Origin of the sequence: Pseudomonas sp. TH10 (assembly GCF_016651255.1) — a bacterium.
GTDB lineage: Bacteria > Pseudomonadota > Gammaproteobacteria > Pseudomonadales > Pseudomonadaceae > Aquipseudomonas.
In genome coordinates this window covers 1-19,823 of the sequence record NZ_JAEKEG010000053.1, presented here as the reverse complement: position 1 = coordinate 19,823, position 19,823 = coordinate 1, and the positions used below count along the sequence as shown (strand labels likewise).

12 protein-coding genes and 7 pseudogenes are annotated in these 19,823 nt (G+C 61.7%); 15 read left to right on the top strand and 4 right to left on the bottom strand.

What is annotated here, in order from left to right; all coding sequences use genetic code 11:
* Window positions 1-42 precede the first annotated feature (42 nt).
* The 3 genes and pseudogenes from feaR to paaY all read right to left on the bottom strand — a co-directional run bounded on the left by feaR (window position 43) and on the right by paaY (window position 2,629).
* Window positions 43-956 (bottom strand): annotated as a pseudogene (gene feaR / locus JFT80_RS08435) (transcriptional regulator FeaR).
* Between the two features lie 83 nt (window positions 957-1,039).
* The gene (gene paaX, locus JFT80_RS08430; protein ID WP_201147566.1) at window positions 1,040-1,963 is read right to left on the bottom strand and encodes a phenylacetic acid degradation operon negative regulatory protein PaaX; all 924 of its coding nucleotides are present in this window, start codon (window positions 1,961-1,963) and stop codon (window positions 1,040-1,042) included.
* A gap of 69 nt (window positions 1,964-2,032) precedes the next feature.
* Window positions 2,033-2,629 (bottom strand): phenylacetic acid degradation protein PaaY, encoded by a 597-nt coding sequence (gene paaY / locus JFT80_RS08425; RefSeq protein ID WP_201147565.1) that lies wholly within the window; start codon window positions 2,627-2,629, stop codon window positions 2,033-2,035.
* Window positions 2,630-3,000: 371 nt separating this feature from the next.
* Between paaY and paaF the strand changes: the two genes are divergently transcribed.
* The 15 genes and pseudogenes from paaF (at window position 3,001) to paaZ (ending at window position 18,849) form a co-directional block, all read left to right on the top strand.
* The gene (paaF, locus tag JFT80_RS08420) at window positions 3,001-3,774 is read left to right on the top strand and encodes a 2,3-dehydroadipyl-CoA hydratase PaaF (RefSeq protein WP_122838710.1); all 774 of its coding nucleotides are present in this window, start codon (window positions 3,001-3,003) and stop codon (window positions 3,772-3,774) included.
* A gap of 45 nt (window positions 3,775-3,819) precedes the next feature.
* Complete coding sequence (gene paaG / locus JFT80_RS08415) at window positions 3,820-4,611, top strand: 2-(1,2-epoxy-1,2-dihydrophenyl)acetyl-CoA isomerase PaaG (RefSeq protein WP_122838722.1); 792 nt, start codon at window positions 3,820-3,822, stop codon at window positions 4,609-4,611.
* Between the two features lie 3 nt (window positions 4,612-4,614).
* The gene (gene paaH, locus JFT80_RS08410) at window positions 4,615-6,132 is read left to right on the top strand and encodes a 3-hydroxyacyl-CoA dehydrogenase PaaH (protein WP_201147564.1); all 1,518 of its coding nucleotides are present in this window, start codon (window positions 4,615-4,617) and stop codon (window positions 6,130-6,132) included.
* The gene (gene paaI, locus JFT80_RS08405) at window positions 6,125-6,574 is read left to right on the top strand and encodes a hydroxyphenylacetyl-CoA thioesterase PaaI (protein ID WP_201147563.1); all 450 of its coding nucleotides are present in this window, start codon (window positions 6,125-6,127) and stop codon (window positions 6,572-6,574) included. Before paaH ends, paaI begins: the two co-directional genes overlap by 8 nt.
* Window positions 6,567-7,778: a 3-oxoadipyl-CoA thiolase gene (gene pcaF, locus JFT80_RS08400; RefSeq protein ID WP_122838707.1), complete on the top strand. Its 1,212-nt coding sequence runs from the start codon at window positions 6,567-6,569 to the stop codon at window positions 7,776-7,778. The genes paaI and pcaF overlap by 8 nt, the downstream gene beginning before the upstream one ends.
* Before the next feature lie 98 nt (window positions 7,779-7,876).
* Window positions 7,877-9,203, top strand: a pseudogene (gene paaK / locus JFT80_RS08395) (phenylacetate--CoA ligase PaaK).
* 295 nt (window positions 9,204-9,498) lie between these two features.
* Window positions 9,499-10,487 (top strand): annotated as a pseudogene (paaA, locus tag JFT80_RS08390) (1,2-phenylacetyl-CoA epoxidase subunit PaaA).
* 164 nt (window positions 10,488-10,651) lie between these two features.
* A complete protein-coding gene (paaB, locus tag JFT80_RS08385; RefSeq protein WP_007943393.1) occupies window positions 10,652-10,933 on the top strand; it encodes a 1,2-phenylacetyl-CoA epoxidase subunit PaaB in 282 nt (93 codons plus the stop codon).
* 8 nt (window positions 10,934-10,941) lie between these two features.
* Window positions 10,942-11,705 (top strand): annotated as a pseudogene (paaC, locus tag JFT80_RS08380) (1,2-phenylacetyl-CoA epoxidase subunit PaaC).
* Window positions 11,692-12,227, top strand: a pseudogene (gene paaD / locus JFT80_RS08375) (1,2-phenylacetyl-CoA epoxidase subunit PaaD). The pseudogenes paaC and paaD overlap by 14 nt, the downstream one beginning before the upstream one ends.
* A gap of 33 nt (window positions 12,228-12,260) precedes the next feature.
* Window positions 12,261-13,336: pseudogene (gene paaE / locus JFT80_RS08370) on the top strand (1,2-phenylacetyl-CoA epoxidase subunit PaaE).
* 163 nt (window positions 13,337-13,499) lie between these two features.
* Entirely contained in the window at window positions 13,500-13,808 is a 309-nt protein-coding gene (locus JFT80_RS08365) for a DUF485 domain-containing protein (protein ID WP_122838702.1), read from the top strand.
* Window positions 13,805-15,451: a cation acetate symporter gene (locus JFT80_RS08360; RefSeq protein WP_205895987.1), complete on the top strand. Its 1,647-nt coding sequence runs from the start codon at window positions 13,805-13,807 to the stop codon at window positions 15,449-15,451. The genes JFT80_RS08365 and JFT80_RS08360 overlap by 4 nt, the downstream gene beginning before the upstream one ends.
* 33 nt (window positions 15,452-15,484) lie before the next feature.
* On the top strand, window positions 15,485-16,738 hold the full coding sequence (locus JFT80_RS08355; RefSeq protein ID WP_122838701.1) for an OprD family porin: 1,254 nt from the start codon (window positions 15,485-15,487) through the stop codon (window positions 16,736-16,738).
* Between the two features lie 58 nt (window positions 16,739-16,796).
* Window positions 16,797-18,849 (top strand): annotated as a pseudogene (paaZ, locus tag JFT80_RS08350) (phenylacetic acid degradation bifunctional protein PaaZ).
* Window positions 18,850-18,942: 93 nt separating this feature from the next.
* Here paaZ and JFT80_RS08345 read toward each other — a convergent pair.
* Window positions 18,943-19,823 (bottom strand): LuxR C-terminal-related transcriptional regulator (locus JFT80_RS08345; protein WP_242482841.1); only part of this gene is annotated, 881 nt, incomplete at its 5' end.

The window sequence follows — 19,823 nt, the reverse complement described above, 5'->3', positions numbered from 1 at the left end:
CCAACCCATCGCGAACAGGCTCGCTCCCACAGGGGTCGCCTTTCAGGCATGTTGCTTGCGGTATTCACCGGGTGAAATGCCGAAGCGTGATTTGAATGCCGTTGAAAAATAACTTGAATCGCAGAACCCCCAGGAATACCCCAGCACCGACAATTTCTGCTCGGACCGCGACTGGCGCAAGGATTCAGCACACAAATCCAGACGCCGGTTTTTGATGTACCGAGCCACCACCAGCCCTTTCCTGGCAAACATCCGATACAACCCGCGAGTCGACATGCCGACCTCCCGCGCCAGCCATTCGGGGCACAGCTCCTCGCAGCGAATGTGCTGGTCGATAAAGCTCAGGGTCCGGCGAAAGGCACGCTCGTGCACATCTGCGCAGTCGTCGGTGTGACTGATCGCCGGGCGCAGCAGGCTGACAATGGCCTCCAGCGTCGCTTCACTTTCCTGGCGGCTCAGGCATTTCTGCCGGGTCGCGTCGAGGATCAGGCGTCGGGACAACAGGGCAATCGGCGAACTTGCGGCGATCCGGTGACCGCAGCGCACCTGATTAAAACGCAAGGTCTGCTCGACCAACTGCGCCGGCAGGATCAACGACAACTGCCGGGAGTTCTCGCTGTAGGTAAAGTCGCTGGGACGCGAAGCATCGATCAGAGTGATGTCGCCGGCCGACAGCAACACCTTGTTATCGGCCTGGGCCATACCGGCAGTGCCATCGAGCTGGAACACCGCAAAGTATTTTCCCCCTCCCCCGCCGCGACTTCCAGCGGAGTTCGATACAACCGCGCCTGGCACGCCTCGACAAAGCTGGCCTTCAGCGCACCGTCCTGATGCTCCTGGATCTGGCCGGCAAAGTCGCTGCCCAGGGGTTGCGCATTAAAGGCGCCGCAGATCTGGTTGATCTGCTGGATCCACTGGTCGAACCCGTCACGGCGCTGTGCAATAGAAGAAATCATGTGGGGCCTCACGCAGGCTTGTTTTTATTATCTACGCCAATCCACGCATCCTCCCTGACCGCCACGCTCCTGCCTCTGGTGAGCTATTTCAGCCCACCGAAGCGTCGATAGAAGCTTTCTCCGACGTCGGGCAACGGGCCATCAGCGGTTTCCAGCGCAGTGTTCAGCCATTCCTCGGCCTTGGCGTAGATCAATCGGTAAATGTTGCGGCACAGCTGGCGTGCAGCACGGCCTTCCCAATCCCCGGGGAGTAATTCGTCCGGCAGTTGAGGATCGCGCAGCAGCAGTTTGCGGTACTCGTGAATAAGCAGGACGCGTGCCAGGAAGCAGTCGGCCGGCTGCAGGTTTTCCTGCTCGCGAAGCGCCTGCCAGAGCGGCCGGAACAGCTGGATGAACTCGCTGTAGTGGGTCGCCAGTTCTTCGATGTTCCAACTCTCGCGCACCTGCAGGCGCAGGGCTTTGGAGGCCAGCACATCCTGGGCCGTGGTCTCGAAAACGATGGTTTCTTCCTGGGCACCCAGGTCGAGCAAAGTCGCGTTCAGATCGCCGCGGTCACTGCGCGGGCAGGCCAGCACTGCCGGCGAGATCGCACCATAACCTTGCCACTCGAGCTCTTCGCGCACCTGTTTGCGCTTGTCCTGGGTCAGCTGGGTGAGCATCACCAGACTCCAGGAACCATCCCACGCCGGCACGGTTGAGCTGTAGACCCGCTTGAAAGCCTTGTCGAAACGCCGGCGGCCGGTGCCGGTCAAGCTGTAATAACTGCGCCGCCCGACCTTTTCGGCGGTCAACCAGCCTTCCTTGGTCAGGCGAAAAATCGAGGTGCGGATCAACCGCTCGTTAATGCCGATGGGTTCGAGCAATTGAATCAGGCTACCCAGCCAAACCGTTCCGCCATGCGGCTCGATGGCATCACCGTACAACGTGATGATCAGGGAGCTGGCGCGGATCGGCGTCTGTTCCTGGAAGCGGGTAATCAGATGGTTCAGGGGAATCAGGGACGACATGGGCGTACCGGGTTGAAAAAGAAAAGGAATATACCGAAAGCCAGCCTGTGAACCCAATTCCCTTGTTGTTCACAAAGTGCTGCTCTTTGGCCGCAGGCCGCTGTCGCTGATTCGCCGGCGCTCGGGCTCCGGTTGCGCCAGCGGCTCGCAAACCTGCATCTGCTCCAGGCAGCGCTTGGCCAGTTGCTGATATTCGCGGGTGCCGGCCTGCTTCCATGCCACCTCTTCATCGCTGAGTGCGCGTTTGATGCTGGCCGGCGCACCCATCACCAGGGACTGTTCCGGGCACTCGAATCCGGCTTTGACAAAGGCCGCCGCCGAAACAAAGGAACGCGGGCCGATCCGCGCGTTGTCCATCACCACCGCGTTCATGCCCACCAATGCATCGGCGCCGATCCGGCAACCGTGCAACACCGCGCCGTGGCCGATATGACCATTACGCTCGACCACCGTGTCGCTGTCCGGAAAACCATGCATCACGCAGGTGTCCTGCACATTGGCGCCCTCCTCCAGCACGATCCGGCCGAAGTCGCCCCTCAGGCTGGCCAAAGGTCCTACGTAGCAATGAGGACCAATGATCACATCACCGATCAACACCGCCGAGGGGTGCACATAAGCGGTGGGATCAACCACCGGGGTCAGGCCATCGAGGCTATAGCAGGTCATGGGACGTTCCTTGAAGCACGTGACAAAGCGTGATCGCAAAGCGATGCCTTTATGGAAGTATTTTGTATCACATCGTTTTTGTTAGCACAAAGACTAAAAAGCGTATCACTTGCCTCGCAGTGATCAATCGGCGGCGACCAGGGTCGCAGGATCAGCTTTAAACCCAATGATTACGAGAGTTCATAACCAGCTAAGCCCGAGAATCCGCTTTAACAGGAAAACCAAAGAATCTTTAATAAGACACGTTATTCTAATTTTACAGTTGCATTTGCGTATCACGTTGCAGGTATACTCCGGCAAAACCGGCCCACCGCGCCGATCCAATAATGAGCCGGCGTCACCGCCGAGCGTGCACCGTGAGGGCATCCGCCATGCCTCTAACCCTTGCTGTCGAGTTCATCGAGCCGGGTGTCCGCCTGATTACCTTGCAGCGCCCGCAAGCGCTGAATGCCCTGACCACCCAATTGCTGGGCGAACTGGCGGACGAACTGCAGGCCGCACAGGCCGATGCCAACACCCGCGTGGTGGTTCTGACCGGCAGCCGCAAAGCCTTCGCCGCCGGCGCCGACATCAAGGAAATGGCCGAGCGCAATCTGGTCGGCATCCTGGATGACCCGCGCCAGGCGTCATGGCAGACCATCACCCGCTTCAACAAACCACTGATCGCTGCCGTCAACGGTTTTGCCCTTGGCGGCGGCTGTGAACTGGCGATGCACGCCGACATCATCATTGCCGGTGAAGACGCGAGGTTCGGCCAGCCGGAAATCAATCTGGGGATCATGCCCGGGGCCGGCGGCACTCAACGCCTGCTGCGTGCCGTGGGCAAATCCCTGGCAATGCAAATGGTCCTGACCGGCGAGGCGATCGACGCCCGCCAGGCGCAACGGGCCGGCCTGGTGAGTGAAGTGACTCAACCGGAATTCACCGTCGAGCGCGCCCTGCACATCGCCCGCAGCATCGCCACCAAGGCCCCGCTGGCTGTACGCCTGGCCAAGGAAGCACTGCTCAAGGCCATGGACACCGACCTGGCAAGCGGCCTGCGTTTCGAGCGCCACGCCTTCACCGTGCTGGCCGGCACTCGCGACCGTGATGAAGGCATCCAGGCCTTCCAGGAAAAGCGCACGCCGAGCTTTACCGGGCAGTAACCGGTCCATACCCGAATTCGAACCTCGCAGAGAGCCCCCATGACCATGAACTTCGAACACATTCTGTTTTCCATCGAGGCTGGTGTTGCCCTGCTCAGCCTCAATCGGCCAGACCAGCTCAACAGTTTCAATGCACAGATGCACGGCGAAGTGAAGGAAGCGCTCAAGCAGGTTCGCCAGAACACAGACGTGCGCGTACTGCTGCTGACCGGTGAAGGCCGCGGCTTCTGTGCCGGGCAGGATCTGAGCGACCGCAACGTCGCGCCAGGCAGCGCCGTGCCGGATCTGGGCGAGTCGATCGAGAGGTTCTACAACCCGCTGATCCGCCAACTGCGCGACCTGCCGCTGCCGGTGATCTGTGCGGTCAATGGCGTGGCGGCTGGCGCCGGCGCCAACATTCCCCTGGCCTGCGACCTGGTGATTGCCGCCCGTTCGGCGAGCTTCATCCAGGCCTTCTGCAAGATCGGCCTGATCCCCGATTCCGGAGGCACCTGGACCTTACCGCGCCTGGTGGGCATGGCTCGCGCAAAAGCGCTGGCCCTGCTGGGCAATCGCCTGAGTGCCGAACAGGCCGAGCAATGGGGGCTGATCTACCGGGTGGTGGACGATGGCGAACTGCGCAACGAAGCCCTGACCCTCGCCCGTCATCTGGCCACGCAGCCCACTTATGGGCTGGCGCTGATCAAACGCAGCCTGAATGCGAGCCTGAGCAACACCTTCGACGAGCAACTGGAGCTGGAAAAAGACCTGCAACGCCTGGCCGGGCGTAGCGAGGATTACCGTGAAGGCGTCGGCGCGTTCATGGAAAAACGCACCCCAAGTTTCAAGGGGCGCTGAGTCATGACAGCACTGAACATCAACGCGCAGATCGCCGTGATCGGCGCCGGAGCCATGGGCGCCGGGATTGCCCAGGTCGCGGCACAGGCCGGCCATCCGGTGCTGTTGCTGGACAATCGCCCGGGCGCCGCCGCGCAAGCCATCGCAGGAATTGACCGGCAACTGGGCAAACGTGTCGAGAAAGGCAAGCTGTCGGCCCAGGCGCGGGTGACAACTGTCGCTCGCCTGCAAGCGGTGGACAACATCGAGGCGCTGGCCGATTGCGCGCTGATCATCGAAGCCATCGTCGAGAACCTGGAGGTCAAGCGCGAGCTCTTTCGTCAGCTGGAAAGCCTCTGCGGCGAGCACTGCATCCTGGCCAGCAATACCTCGTCGCTGTCGATCACCAGCATTGCCGCGCAACTCGACCATCCGCAACGCATGCTCGGCCTGCACTTCTTCAATCCCGCGCCGGTGATGGCCCTGGTGGAAATCGTCTCTGGCCTGGCCAGCGATCCGGCGTTGGCCGCGTGCCTGTACGACACCGCAAAGTCCTGGGGCAAAAAACCGGTACACACCCGCTCGACGCCGGGCTTTATCGTCAACCGCGTGGCCCGGCCGTTCTACGCCGAAAACCTGCGTCTGCTGCAGGAAGGCGCAGCAGATGTCCCGACGCTGGACGCCTTGATGCGAGAGGCCGGCGGCTTTGCCATGGGAGCCTTTGAACTGACCGATCTGATTGGGCATGACGTCAACTATGCCGTGACCTGCTCGGTATTCGATGCCTATTACGGCGACACGCGCTTCCTGCCGTCGTTGATCCAGAAAGAGCTGGTGGATGCGGGACGCCTGGGACGCAAGAGCGGCCAGGGGTTCTACTCCTACGCCGATGGCATCACCCGTGCGCAGCCCACTGAAGTCAACAGCCGCGCCGTCGTTGACACCTGCGTGGTGGAAGGCGATCTGGGCGTCGCCAATGCGCTCCTTGCGCGGCTGCGCGAGCGCGGAGTTGAAGTCATACAGCGCGATGGCCATGGCGTGCTGCGGGTCGGTGACGCGGTGCTCGCCCTGAGCGACGGGCGCATGGCCTGCCAGCGCGCCCGGGAAGATGGCCTGGACAACCTGATTCTGCTCGATCTGGCGTTTGACTATGGCCAGGCCAGCCGGATCGCCATCAGCTGCGGCGCCGACATCGACCCTAACGCAATGCAACAAGGCATCGCCCTGCTGCAACGCGCGGGGTTCAGCGTCAGCCAGCTCAGCGACAGCCCGGCGCTGGCCGTGTTGCGCACCGTCGCCATGCTCGCCAATGAAGCGGCCGATGCCGTGCTGCAAGGCGTGGCTTGCGCCGCCGACGTCGACCTGGCCATGCGTGCCGGGGTCAATTATCCCCAGGGTCCACTGGCCTGGGCCGACACCATCGGCCTGGCGCACGTTCTCAGGGTCCTGGAAAACCTGCAAGCCGGATACGGCGAAGAACGCTATCGCCCCTCGCTGCTCCTGCGGCGTCGGGTTGCCGAAGGGAGAACCTTGCATGACTAACCACGAAGCGATGCACCTGGCCAGCAACTGCGCGCAAACCATGCTCCAGCGCGACGCCGCCAGCCAGGGCATGTGCATGCGCCTGCTGTCGGCCGCACCAGGCTGTGCCCGGGTCGGCATGAGCGTGCGCGCCGACATGATCCAGGGGCACGGCACCTGCCACGGCGGCTACCTGTTCGCCCTGGCCGATTCGGCATTTGCCTTTGCCTGCAACAGCTACAACGACGCCACGGTAGCCATCGGTTGCAGCATCGACTACATCGCCCCGGCGCACCTGGGCGACACGCTGACGGCCGATTGCATCGAGCAGAGCCGTTCCGGTCGCACCGGAAATTACGACGTACGCATTGAAAACCAACAGGGCCAGCTGATCGCGCTGTTCCATGGCAAATCCTACAAAGTGCGCGGCACGGTGCTCGCGCAGGAGAACCCGAATGAATGATGCCTTGATCATCGATGCGGTGCGCACCCCCATCGGCCGCTACGCAGGCGCCCTCAGCAGCGTGCGCGCCGACGACCTCGGCGCCGTGCCGCTGCGTGAACTGCTGCGCCGTCACCCGCAGGTCGACTGGGCAACGGTGGACGACGTGATCTATGGCTGCGCCAACCAGGCCGGCGAAGACAACCGTAACGTCGCGCGCATGTCGGCACTGCTGGCCGGGCTGCCGGTTAGCGTTCCGGGCACCACCCTCAACCGCCTGTGCGGCTCGGGGCTGGATGCGATCGGCACGGCGGCACGGGCGATTCGTTGCGGTGAGGCCGGACTGATGCTGGTGGGTGGCGTCGAATCGATGTCCCGCGCGCCACTGGTGATGGGCAAGGCCGAGCAAGCGTTCTCCCGGGATGCAAACCTCTACGACACCACCATCGGCTGGCGCTTCGTCAATCCGCTGATGGAAAAAACCTTTGGCATCGACTCGATGCCGCAGACTGCCGAAAACGTCGCCGAGCAGTTCAACATCTCCCGCGCGGACCAGGACGCTTTCGCCCTGCGCAGCCAGCAACGGGCAGGCGCAGCGCAGGCCAGCGGACGCCTGGCACGGGAAATCGTCGCCGTGCACATCCCCCAGCGTAAAGGCCCGGCGAAAGTCGTCGAACACGACGAGCATCCCCGTGGCGACACCACGCTTGAGCAACTGCAAAAACTCGGCACGCCCTTTCGCGTCGGCGGCAGCATCACCGCCGGTAACGCCTCGGGAGTCAACGACGGTGCCTGCGCCCTGCTGCTGGCAAGCCCCGAAGTCGCCAGGCGCCACGGCTTGAAAGCCCGCGGCCGGGTCGTCGCCATGGCCACTGCCGGCGTCGAGCCGCGCATCATGGGCATCGGCCCCGTACCGGCCACGCGCAAGGTGCTGGAACTGGCCAACCTCAGCCTGGCCGACATGGACGTAATCGAACTCAACGAAGCCTTTGCCGCACAAGGCCTGGCCGTGCTGCGCGAGCTCGGCCTGAGCGACAACGACCCGCGGGTCAACCCCAACGGTGGCGCGATCGCCCTCGGCCATCCACTGGGCATGAGCGGCGCGCGACTGGTCACCACCGCCTTGCACGAACTGGAAGAACGTCAAGGTCGCTACGCCCTGTGCACCATGTGCATCGGCGTGGGCCAGGGTATCGCGCTGATCATCGAGCGCCTGTCCGTCTAAAGAACCGCGATTCCCGGGGAGCCGAGAGGTATCCTTGGGGCATGCACTCAAAGCCCTGGCGTGACAGGGTGAAACACAAAAACAATTCGAGTGAAATCATGAACATGCCAATTGCCAACGCCGTGCTTGACCCACAGCTGGACCCTCTGGAAACCGCCAGCATCGACGAGCTCCGTCAGCACCAGCTGGATCGCCTGCGCTGGAGCCTGAACCACGCCTACAACAATGTGCCCCTGTACCGTCAACGCTTCGATGCACTGGGCGTGCACCCGGACAACATCAAGTCCCTCGAAGACCTGGCGAAGTTCCCCTTCACCACCAAGACCGACCTGCGCGACAACTACCCCTACGGCATGTTTGCCGTGCCGATGCACGACATCGTGCGCCTGCACGCATCCAGCGGCACCACCGGCAAACCGACCGTCGTTGGCTACACCCAAGGCGACATTGGCACCTGGGCCAATGTGGTGGCCCGCTCGATCCGCGCCGCCGGTGGCCGCCGCGGTGACAAGGTGCATATTTCCTATGGCTACGGCCTGTTCACCGGTGGCCTGGGCGCGCACTACGGGGCCGAGCGCCTGGGGTGCACGGTGATTCCGATGTCCGGTGGCCAGACCGAGAAACAGGTGCAACTGATCAAGGATTTCCAGCCGGACATCATCATGGTCACGCCTTCCTACATGCTCAACATCGCCGACGAGATCGAGCGCCAGGGCATCGACCCGCACAAACTGGCCCTGCGCCTGGGCATCTTCGGCGCAGAACCCTGGACCGGCGAACTGCGCAGCGCCATCGAGAATCGCCTGGGCATCACCGCGCTGGACATCTACGGCCTTTCGGAAATCATGGGGCCGGGTGTCGCCATGGAATGCGCAGAGACCAAGGACGGGCCTACGATCTGGGAAGACCACTTCTATCCGGAGATCATTGACCCGGTCACTGGCCAAGTGTTGCCGGACGGGCAGATGGGCGAGTTGGTGTTTACCTCATTAAGCAAGGAAGCCTTGCCGATGATCCGCTACCGCACCCGCGACCTGACGCGCTTGCTGCCGGGTACCGCGCGACCGATGCGGCGGATCGACAAAATCACCGGGCGCAGCGACGACATGCTGATCATTCGCGGGGTGAACGTGTTCCCGACGCAGATTGAGGAGCAAGTGCTGAAGATCAAACAGCTTTCGGAGTGTTATGAAATTCACCTGTATCGCCATGGCAACCTGGACAGCGTTGACGTGCACGTGGAGCTCAAGGCCGAGCATCAGAGTATGAGTGATGATCAGCAGAAGGCGGTCTGCGCCGAGTTGAGTCGGCATATCAAGACGTATATCGGGATCAGTTCGCGGATTGTTTTGCAGCCTCTGCATTCGATCAAGCGGTCTGGAGGGTAAGGCTTGTCATGTGATGGACAAGCGTCCCAAGGGATGACTGCTGCACCTCTTTTGGCCCCGCTTTGGCGGGGTTTTTTTGGGTTTTGATTGGGGACATATCCGTTTTTGGTGATGGCAGCTGCCGGTTCCGCTCTCACAGCGGATTACGTTGAAACGCGCAAAGTAATCCGCCGCAAGCGCGGAACCATAAGCAGCCGCTACCCCGGAAACGGATTTGCACCCCAAAGCGATACAAAAAAACAAACGACACGATATTTTATGTTTGATATTAATTTCTGTATCGCTTATAAAGTTCTCCATGCCATCAAACAGATTCACGGCGGGAGACCCCCATGTACGCACAGCTAGTAGAAACAGGCGTAAAGCGCATAAAAGACCTATCGGAAATGACCGAACAGGAACGCGCCTTCCAGGAAAAAATCGATTCTGAAATAAAGATCGAAGCCAAGAACTGGATGCCTGATGCCTATCGCCAGACCCTGATCCGGCAGATCTCCCAGCACGCGCACTCGGAAATCGTCGGCATGCTGCCCGAAGGCAACTGGGTCACTCGCGCGCCATCGCTCAAACGCAAACTGCAACTGATGGCCAAAATCCAGGATGAAGCCGGTCATGGCCTGTACCTCTACAGCGCCATGGAAACCCTGGGTGCAGACCGCGATGAAGAAATCGCCAAACTGCACAGCGGCAAGGCCAAGTACTCCAGCATCTTCAATTACCCAACCCTGAACTGGGCCGACATGGGCGCCGTGGGCTGGCTGGTGGATGGCGCCGCGATCGTCAACCAGGTGGTACTGCAGCGCACCTCTTATGGCCCCTACTCCCGGGCCATGGTGCGGATCTGCAAGGAAGAAAGTTTCCACCAGCGCCAGGGCTACGAGATCCTCCTGACCATGATGCGTCACGGCAACCAGGCGCAAAAGACATGGTCCAGGACGCCATCAACCGCCTGTGGTGGCCGTCATTGATGATGTTCGGCCCCAGCGACGAACACTCGCCCAACAGCGCCCAGTCCATGGCCTGGAAAATCAAGCGCCAGAGCAACGACGAACTGCGCCAGCGCTTCATCGACCAAACCATCCCGCAACTCGAACTGCTGGGCTGCACCTGCCCCGATCCGGACCTGAAGTGGAACGCAGAACGCGGTCACTACGACTTCGGCGATATCCAGTGGAGCGAGTTCTACGAAGTGCTAAAGGGCAACGGTCCGTGCAACCAGGAACGGGTCGCCACCCGGCGCAAGGCCATCGAAGAAGGTGCCTGGGTCCGCGAAGCCGCCGTTGCCCACGCCCGGAAAAAACACAACAGGAACGCCGCCTGATTCGGCACGTTTGATCTTGATCCTCGGCGGCTCCATGCCACCAACAGATCGCAGGCTGCGCCAGCTCCCACAGGAGCCGGTGCCCCATGTAGGAGCTGCCGAAGGCTGCGATCTGTTGATCTTCAGCCGCGCCAGCAAAACCGAACAGATGTGGAGTAACTGAAATGTCCGAATGGACCCTTTTCGAAGTCTTCGTGCGCAGCAAGCACGGCCTCAATCACAAGCATGTCGGCAGCGTGCATGCCGCCGACACCACCATGGCCATCGAGAACGCGCGCGAGTTGTATACCCGCCGCAGCGAAGGCGTGAGCCTGTGGGTAGTGCCTTCGGCGCTGATCACCGCCTCGTCTCCGGATGAAAAAGACCCGCTGTTCGACCCCTCGGACGACAAGGTCTATCGCCACGCCAGCTTCTACGAGTTGCCGGCCGAAGTCGGGCACATGTGAGGTCGACCATGAATTCCAAGACTGATCTGATCGAATACCTGCTGCGCCTGGGCGACAGCGCCCTGATCCAGGGCCAGCGCCTGTGCCAATGGTGCGGCAAGGCGCCCGCGCTGGAAGAAGAGCTGGCGCTGATGAACGTCGGCCTCGACCTCGTCGGCCAGGCCCGCAACTGGCTCGAATACGCCGCCGAACTGCTGGACGACGGTCGCGACGCCGATCACCTGGCGTTCCGCCGCGATGAGCGTGACTATCGCAACCTGCTGCTGGTGGAACAACCCAACGGCGATTATGCAGTGACCATCCTCAAGCAGTGTCCTCTACGACGCCTGGCACCTGCAAGTGCTCAGCGGCCTGATCCAGTCCACGGACGAGCGCATTACCGGGATCGCAGCCAAAGCGGTCAAGGAAGTCACCTATCACCTGCGCCGCTCCGGTGAGTGGGTCGAGCGCCTGGGTGACGGCACTGAGCAAAGCCACCAACGCATGCTCGCGGCGATCCCTGAGGTCTGGCGTTTCACCGTTGAATTGACCAGCGCCGATGACAGTGAACGGGCGTCTGTGCGAGGCCGGCATCACCCCAGACACGGCGCAAGTCGCTGCGGCGTGGCAAGCCAAAGTCAGCGAGATTTTCGCCAGCGCCACACTGCCAGTGCCCGCCGCACCGAGCTATTTCTACCTGGATGCACGCAAGGGCCTGCACACCGAACACCTGGGCATTTTACTGGCCGAGATGCAGTTCCTGCCCCGAGCGTACCCCGATGCAACCTGGTGAACTGATCGCCAGCGACCAGGGCGCACGGCCGGCACAACCGACCGACCTGGCCGCCGCGTGGGCAACCCTCGCGCAGGTCATGGACCCGGAAGTGCCGGTGGTCAGCGTGGTCGATCTGGGCATCGTGCGCGATCTCGACTGGCAGGCCGGCCATCTGCACGTGGTGGTCACACCGACCTACTCCAGGTTGCCCCGCCACCGAAGTGATCGAGAGCGACATCCGCGATGCGCTGGAACTGGCCGGTTTCCAAGGCGCCGCAACTGGAACGCAAATTGACCCCGGCCTGGACCACCGACTGGATCACCGACATTGGCCGCGATCGCTTGCGCGCCTACGGCATTGCACCGCCCGACGGCAGTACCAGCAAACGTAGCCTGCTCGGTGAGAGCCCGGTGATTGTCTGCCCGCAATGTGGCAGCGCGCACACCGAAGTGCTCAGCGAGTTTGGCTCCACTGCGTGCAAGGCGCTGTATCGCTGCGTCGATTGCCGGGAACCGTTCGACTATTTCAAGTGCATCTGAGCGGCGCTCGGCCGTCCCAGCTGGAGAATAAAAATGAGTAAATTTCACAGCCTGACCATCAAGGACGTGCGCACCGAGACCCGTGACGCGGTGTCCATCGCCTTCGAGATTCCACAACACCTGCAGGACAGTTTTCACTTCACCCAGGGCCAGCACCTGGTCATGCGCACTCAGATGGACGGCGAAGAAGTGCGCCGTTCCTACTCGATCTGCACCGGGGTGAATGACGGCGAACTGCGCATCGCGATCAAGCGCGTGGTCGGCGGGCGTTTCTCGGCGTTTGCCAATGAGCACTTGAAAGCCGGGCACAGCCTGGAAGTGATGCCGCCAGCCGGACACTTTCACGTCGAGCTCGACCCGACCCGCCACGGCCACTACCTCGCGGTGGCGGCGGGCAGCGGCATCACGCCGATCCTGTCGATCATCAAGACGACTCTGCAAACCGAACCATACAGCCACGTCACCTTGCTTTACGGCAACCGTTCCAGCTCCGGCGCGCTTTTTCGCGAACAGCTTGAAGACCTGAAAAACCGCTACTGCAGCGCCTCAACCTGATCTTCGTGTTCAGTCGCGAGCAGCAGGATGTCGACCTGTGCAACGGCCGGATCAACGCCGAGAAGTGCGAGCAACTGTTTTCCCGCTGGCTCGACGTCAAGGCCCTCGACGCAGCGTTCATTTGCGGCCCGCAGGAGATGACCGAAACCGTGCGCGACAGCCTCACAGCCAAAGGCATGCCGGCCGAGCGTATTCACTTCGAACTGTTTGCCGCCGCCGGCAGCCCGCAAAAACGCCAAGCCCGCGAGGCCGCTCGGCAGGTTGATGCCGCGGTCAGCCAGATCACCGTCATCAGCGACGGCCGCGCCCTGGCGTTTGACCTGCCGCGCAACACGCAAAGCATCCTTGATGCGGGCAACGCCCAGGGTGCCGAATTGCCTTATTCGTGCAAGGCCGGCGTGTGTTCGACCTGCAAATGCAGGGTGATCGAAGGCGAAGTGGACATGGACAGCAACCACGCCCTGGAAGATTACGAAGTGGCCGCCGGCTATGTGCTGTCGTGCCAGGCGTTTCCGGTGAGCGACAAAGTGGTGCTGGACTTCGACCAGCTCTAACCAACCCTGCAGGAGCGAGCTTGCCCGCGAAGAACCCGAGAGCAACGCGTTTATTCAGGAAGCACGCGTAATCGTTAACGACCATCGCGAGCAAGCTCGCCCCTACAGGGGGCACCTGTGACTTTGCTTCACCCACAACAAAAACAACAACAGAGAGCGCGCCATGACCCCCACAGACGTAGAACTCATCCGCCAACACCCCGATTTCATCCAGCTGGTCCGCCGTAAACAGAACCTCTACTGGTCACTGTCGCTGATCATGCTGGTGATCTATTTCGGCTTCGTCCTGCTGGTAGCGTTCTCCCCCAGCACCCTCGGCCAATCCTTGAGCGGCGGCGTGACCAGCGTGGGCATGCTGGTGGGTGTGGTGATCGTGTTACTGGCATTCGCACTGACCGGTTTCTACGTCTATCGCGCCAACAACGTGATCGATCCACTGAACGAAAAGCTGAAACAGGAGTGCGCCCGATGAGCCGCCTTTGCGGGTTACTGCTGCTTCCCCTGGCCTTTGTCGCGGACTTTGCCGCCGCGGCCGACGGCGCCTCCCGCCCACTGAACTGGAACGCCATCGGCATGTTCCTGGTGTTCGTCCTGTTCACCCTCGGCGTTACCCGCTGGGCGGCGTTGCGCACCCGGTCCGCCAGTGATTTCTACACGGCCGGCGGTGGCATGACCGGTTTCCAGAACGGCCTGGCGATTGCCGGCGACATGATCTCCGCAGCATCCTTCCTCGGCATCTCGGCGATGATGTTCCTCAACGGGTATGACGGTCTTCTGTACGCGCTGGGCGTGTTGGCAGGCTGGCCAATTATTCTGTTCCTGATTGCCGAACGCCTGCGCAACCTGGGCAAATACACTTTCGCCGACGTGGTCTCCTACCGACTGGAACAAACCCCTGTGCGCCTGACCTCGGCCTTCGGCACCCTGACCGTTGCGCTGATGTACCTGGTGGCGCAGATGGTCGGTGCCGGCAAGCTGATCGAGTTGCTGTTCGGCATCGATTACCTGTACGCGGTGATGCTGGTCGGCGTGTTGATGGTGTTCTACGTGACCTTCGGCGGCATGCTCGCCACCACCTGGGTACAGATCATCAAAGCGGTGATGCTGTTGTTCGGCACCACCTTCATGGCCTTCATGGTGCTCAAGCATTTCGGTTTCAGCACCGAAGCGATGTTCGCTGGCGCCACCGCCGTGCACGCCAAGGGCAACGCCATCATGGCCCCTGGCGGTTTGCTGTCGAACCCGATCGATGCGATATCGCTGGGGCTGGGCATGATGTTCGGCACGGCTGGCCTGCCGCATATCCTGATGCGCTTCTTCACCGTCAGCGATGCCAAGGAAGCGCGTAAAAGCGTGTTCTACGCCACCGGTTTCATCGGCTATTTCTATCTGCTGCTGATCATTGTCGGCTTCGGCGCGATTGTCATGGTCGGCACCGACCCGGCGTTCCGCGATGCCAGCGGCGCGATCATCGGCGGCGGCAACATGATCGCCGTGCACCTGGCGCAAGCTGTGGGCGGCAATCTGTTCCTCGGCTTCATCTCGGCCGTCGCCTTTGCCACCATCCTGGCCGTCGTCGCCGGTTTGGCGCTGTCCGGCGCCTCGGCGGTGTCCCACGACCTGTATGCCTGCGTGATGCGCAAGGGCCAGGCCACCGAGCAGCAGGAGATCCGCGTGTCGCGAATCGCCACGCTGTGCATCGGCGTGCTGGCGATCATCCTCGGCCTGTTGTTCGAATCGCAGAACATCGCCTTCCTCTCCGGCCTGGTGCTGGCCATCGCGGCTTCGGTGAATTTCCCGGTGCTGTTCCTCTCGATGTACTGGAAGGGCCTGACCACTCGCGGCGCAGTGACCGGTAGCCTGGCGGGCCTGATCTCGGCGATTGTCCTGTTGGTGCTGAGCCCGGCGGTGTGGGTCAACGTGCTGCATTACGAAAAGGCGCTGTTCCCTTATTCCAACCCGGCACTGTTCTCCATGAGCCTGGCTTTTTTAAGTGCCTGGGTGTTTTCCGTCACCGACAGCTCGCCCCGTGCCGCTCTTGAGCGTGGCCGTTATCTGGCGCAGTTCATCCGTTCGATGACCGGCATCGGTGCCTCCGGCGCCAGCAAGCACTAACCAACGACGATCCGATGGCAGGGAATAAAAATAATGAAGCCCGCACGCACCGCACCTTACGAATCACTGTTTTCGTTAGCCGCCGCATTAAGTCTGCCACTGCTCGCACCCTGCGCCATGGCCGACTTCATCGACGACAGCAAGGCCCGTATTGAAATGCGCAACCACTATATCAATCGCGATTTCCGTCAGGACAACGCGCCGCAGTCCAAGGCCGAGGAATGGGCCCAGGGCTTTACGGCGCGCGTCGAGTCGGGATTCACCGACGGCACATTCGGCTTCGGCCTCGACGCACTCGCGGAGCTTGGGCTGAAACTCGATTCCAGCGCTGATCGCCGGGGCACCGGGCTGTTGCCCTTCGGCCCGAACAGCCATGAACCGGCTGATGAGTTCAGCGAACTGGGGCTGACCGCAAAGCTGCGCGTGTCCAAAAGCGTTTTGAAGCTGGGCACTCTGCAGCCCATGCTGCCGGTGGTGACCTACAACGACACCCGGCTGCTGGGGTCGACCTTCGAGGGTGGCTTGCTGAGCAGCCAGGAGATCAGCGACCTGACGCTTAACGCCGGGCGCCTGACCCGGGCCAACCTGCGAGATTCCTCAAGCAATGATGATATCGGCTACGGTGCCGCCAGCAGTGATCACTTCGATTTTGCCGGCGGCACCTACGCCTTCAGCCCCCAACTGAACCTGAGCTACTACTACGGCAAGCTCGAGCAGATTTACCGCCAGCAGTTCGTCGGGCTGGTGCATACCCAGCCGCTGGGCAACGGTTTTAACCTGCGCAGCGACATTCGCTATTTCGACAGCCGGGGTGATGGCGCCGAGCGTGCCGGGCGCATCGACAACCGCAACTTCAACAGCATGTTCACCGTGGCCCATGGTGCCCACAAGGTCAGTGCAAGCTACCAGCAACTGTCCGGTGACAGCGCCTTTGCGTTCCTCAACGGCGGCGACCCCTACGTGGTCAACCTGGTGACTTACAACACCTACACCCGCGCCGACGAGGACTCCTGGCAGCTGCGCTACGACTACGACTTCGCCGCGCAAGGCATTCCCGGCCTGACGTTCATGACCCGTTATACCGACGGCAACCACGTCAAGGCCGGCAGCGTCGACAACGGTCGCGAGCGCGAACGCGATACCGACCTCAGTTACGTGATCCAGAGTGGCGTGTTCAAGAACGTCAGCCTGCGCTGGCGCAACGTCACCTTCCGCTCCGGCAATGGCTTGACCACCGACCTCGACGAAAACCGGCTGATCGTCGGTTACACCCTGACACTTTGGTAATCCCTCAATGGCACGGTCTCGGTCGCGCCCACACTTTTCACAACCTGGAGGAATCGTGATGCCTCACGCCCCTACCCTGCAAAGTTTCATCGCCGGTCGCTGGATCGGCCAACACGGTGCCCAGGTGCTGCGCAGCGCCATCGATGGCCATGAAATTGCCCGCACTCATGAGGAACGCCCGGACTTCGCCGAAGCCATTGAGCACGGTCGCCGCCAGGGCGTCAGCGGGTTGCTGGCGCTGGATTTCCAGCAGCGCGCCCAGCGGTTGAAGGCCCTGGCCTTGTACCTCAGCGAGCGCAAGGAACAGCTCTATGCCATCTCCCATCACAGCGGCGCCACCCGCGCCGACAGCTGGATCGATATCGAAGGTGGCAACAGCACGCTGTTCACCTACGCCAGCCTCGGCTCCCGGGAGTTACCGTCGGGCAACATCGTCCACGAAGGCCCGGCGCTGCAACTGAGCAAACTGGGCAGCTTCGCCGGCACGCACATCCTGGTCCGCGCGGCGGCCTGGCAGTACACATCAATGCGTTCAACTTCCCGATCTGGGGCATGCTGGAAAAGTTCGCCCCAAGCTTCCTGGCCGGCATGCCGTGCATCGTCAAACCAGCCAGCGCCACCAGCTACCTGACCGAAGCCGTGGTGCGCCTGATGGACGAGTCCGGCTTGCTCCCGGCCGGCAGCCTGCAACTGGTCATTGGCGGCACCGGTGACCTGCTCGACCGCCTGCAGGGCCAGGACGTGGTGACCTTCACCGGGTCGGCCGACACCGCCGCGAAGCTTCGGGTCAATCCGAACCTGATCCGCAACTCGGTGCCGTTCAATGCCGAGGCCGACTCGCTGAACTGCGCGATTCTGGCCCCTGATGTCACGCCGGATGATGAAGAGTTCGAACTGTTCATCAAGGAAGTCGCCCGGGAGATGACCACCAAGGCCGGGCAGAAATGCACCGCCATTCGCCGGGCGATCGTGCCGGCCACACACATCGATGCCGTGGCTACCCGCCTGCGCGAGCGCCTGCGCAAAGTCGTGGTCGGCGACCCGTCGGTGGAAGGTGTGCGCATGGGTGCGCTGGCTTCCCACGATCAGCACAAAGACGTCACCGAGCGTCTGGAAAGCCTGCTGCAAAGCAGTGACCTGCTCTTCGGGGCCAGTGATGGGTTTGAACCGCGCGGGCAAAACGTCAGCCAGGGTGCGTTTTTCGCTCCAACCCTGCTGCGGTCCCGTGATCCTCATGCAGAAGGTGGCGCTCACGATATAGAAGCCTTCGGCCCGGTCAGCACCCTGATGGCCTACGACGACCTGGACGAAGCCCTGGTGCTGGCGGCTCGCGGCAAGGGCAGCCTGGTCGCCAGCCTGATCACCAAGGACCCGAAAATTGCCGCCAAGGCTATTCACGTGGCAGCGGCCTGGCATGGTCGCCTGCTGGTGCTGGACCGCGAATCCGCGGCTGAATCCACCGGCCACGGCTCGCCGCTGCCGCAACTCAAGCACGGTGGTCCGGGCCGGGCTGGCGGCGGTGAAGAACTGGGTGGCCTGCGTGCCGTGAAGCACTACCTGCAACGCGCCGCCGTACAGGGTTCGCCGACCATGCTGGCGGCCGTTACCGGTGAGCACGTGCGAGGCGCCAAGGTGATCGAAACTGAAGTGCATCCATTCCGCCGGTTCTTCCAGGACCTGCAGATCGGCGAGTCGCTGCTGACTCATCGTCGCACTGTGACCGAAGCAGACCTGGTGAACTTCGGATGCCTGTCCGGCGATCACTTCTACATGCACTTCGACGACATCGCGGCCAAGGAGTCGCAATTCGGCAAACGTATTGCCCACGGTTACTTCGTGCTGTCGGCAGCGGCCGGCCTGTTCGTCTCCCCAGCACCGGGGCCGGTGCTGGCAAACTACGGGCTGGACACCTTGCGCTTTATCACCCCGGTGGGAATCGGTGACACGATCCAGGCGCGCCTGACCTGCAAACGCAAGATCGATCAGGGCAAGAAGAGCCCGCAGGGTATCCCGCAGGGGTGGTGGCCTGGGATGTGGAAGTGACCAACCAGCTGGGTGAGCTGGTGGCCAGCTATGACATTCTGACCTTGGTGGTTAAGCGCGAGGAGTGACGCAAAAGATCAAAAGATCGTAGCCTTCGGCAACTTCTACAGGGCGAACGCATTTCCATGCAGGAGCTGCCGAAGGCTGCGATCTCTTGAATTTCAATGCTGGCGCAGCCAATCGATAAACAACGCAAACAACTCCGACTGCGACCCCACTTCCAGCTTCAAGTACAGATTCTTGCGATGCATGCGCACTGTCTCCGGCGATATGCCAAGTTCGCTCGCCGTGGACTTCACCGAGTGCCCCCTGAGCACCATGTGCGCCACTTCGCGCTCGCGTTCGGTCAGCACGTTGCCGCCGAAATGCTCGAAGGCCCACTGCACGCGTTGCTTGAGATTGTCTCCTGCTGCAGCATCCTGCGGCCTCTGGACGGCCGTGATGCGCTGCATGCCACGCTGGCTGAACTCACTGATGAACTCACACACCAGCGGTTCGACCGCACGCAGCAAATTCAACTGCTCACCCCGCAGGCATTCGCCACCGAAACCCTGGAACAGGCTCACCGAAATCTTCGTGTCATTGCCGGTATCGACAATGTAATAACTGTCTTCCGAGCACCCCGCCTTCAGGTAATAGGTGCGGTAATACTCACTGTCGAAAAAGTCATCCGGCGCGATTTCCTCCAAGTGGTAGAAGCCCTGCGCCAGGCCTTGCTCCACTGCCAGGCAGAAAGGATCTAGCAAATACCCGCCGGAGAAATAGCGATCGAGAATCGACACCTGGTACTGCTGGGCGATGCCGCGCTGATACAACAGCTGAGGTGGCCGATCGCGGTGCTCCAGGCTGATCATCACCGACTCGATACCTACCAGATGCTCCAGGGCCGACGCCAGGTCAGCCAGTGCATCAGGTGCGTCCACATGCGCAAACGCCTCGCGCATTTGCCCGTGCCATTTGTGCAGGGCCCCGAAGGGCAATGCGATCAGCGTATCGTCGTCTGGTTTGCTCATGCCCCGCAGTCTAGCGGGTGAGCGGGTTC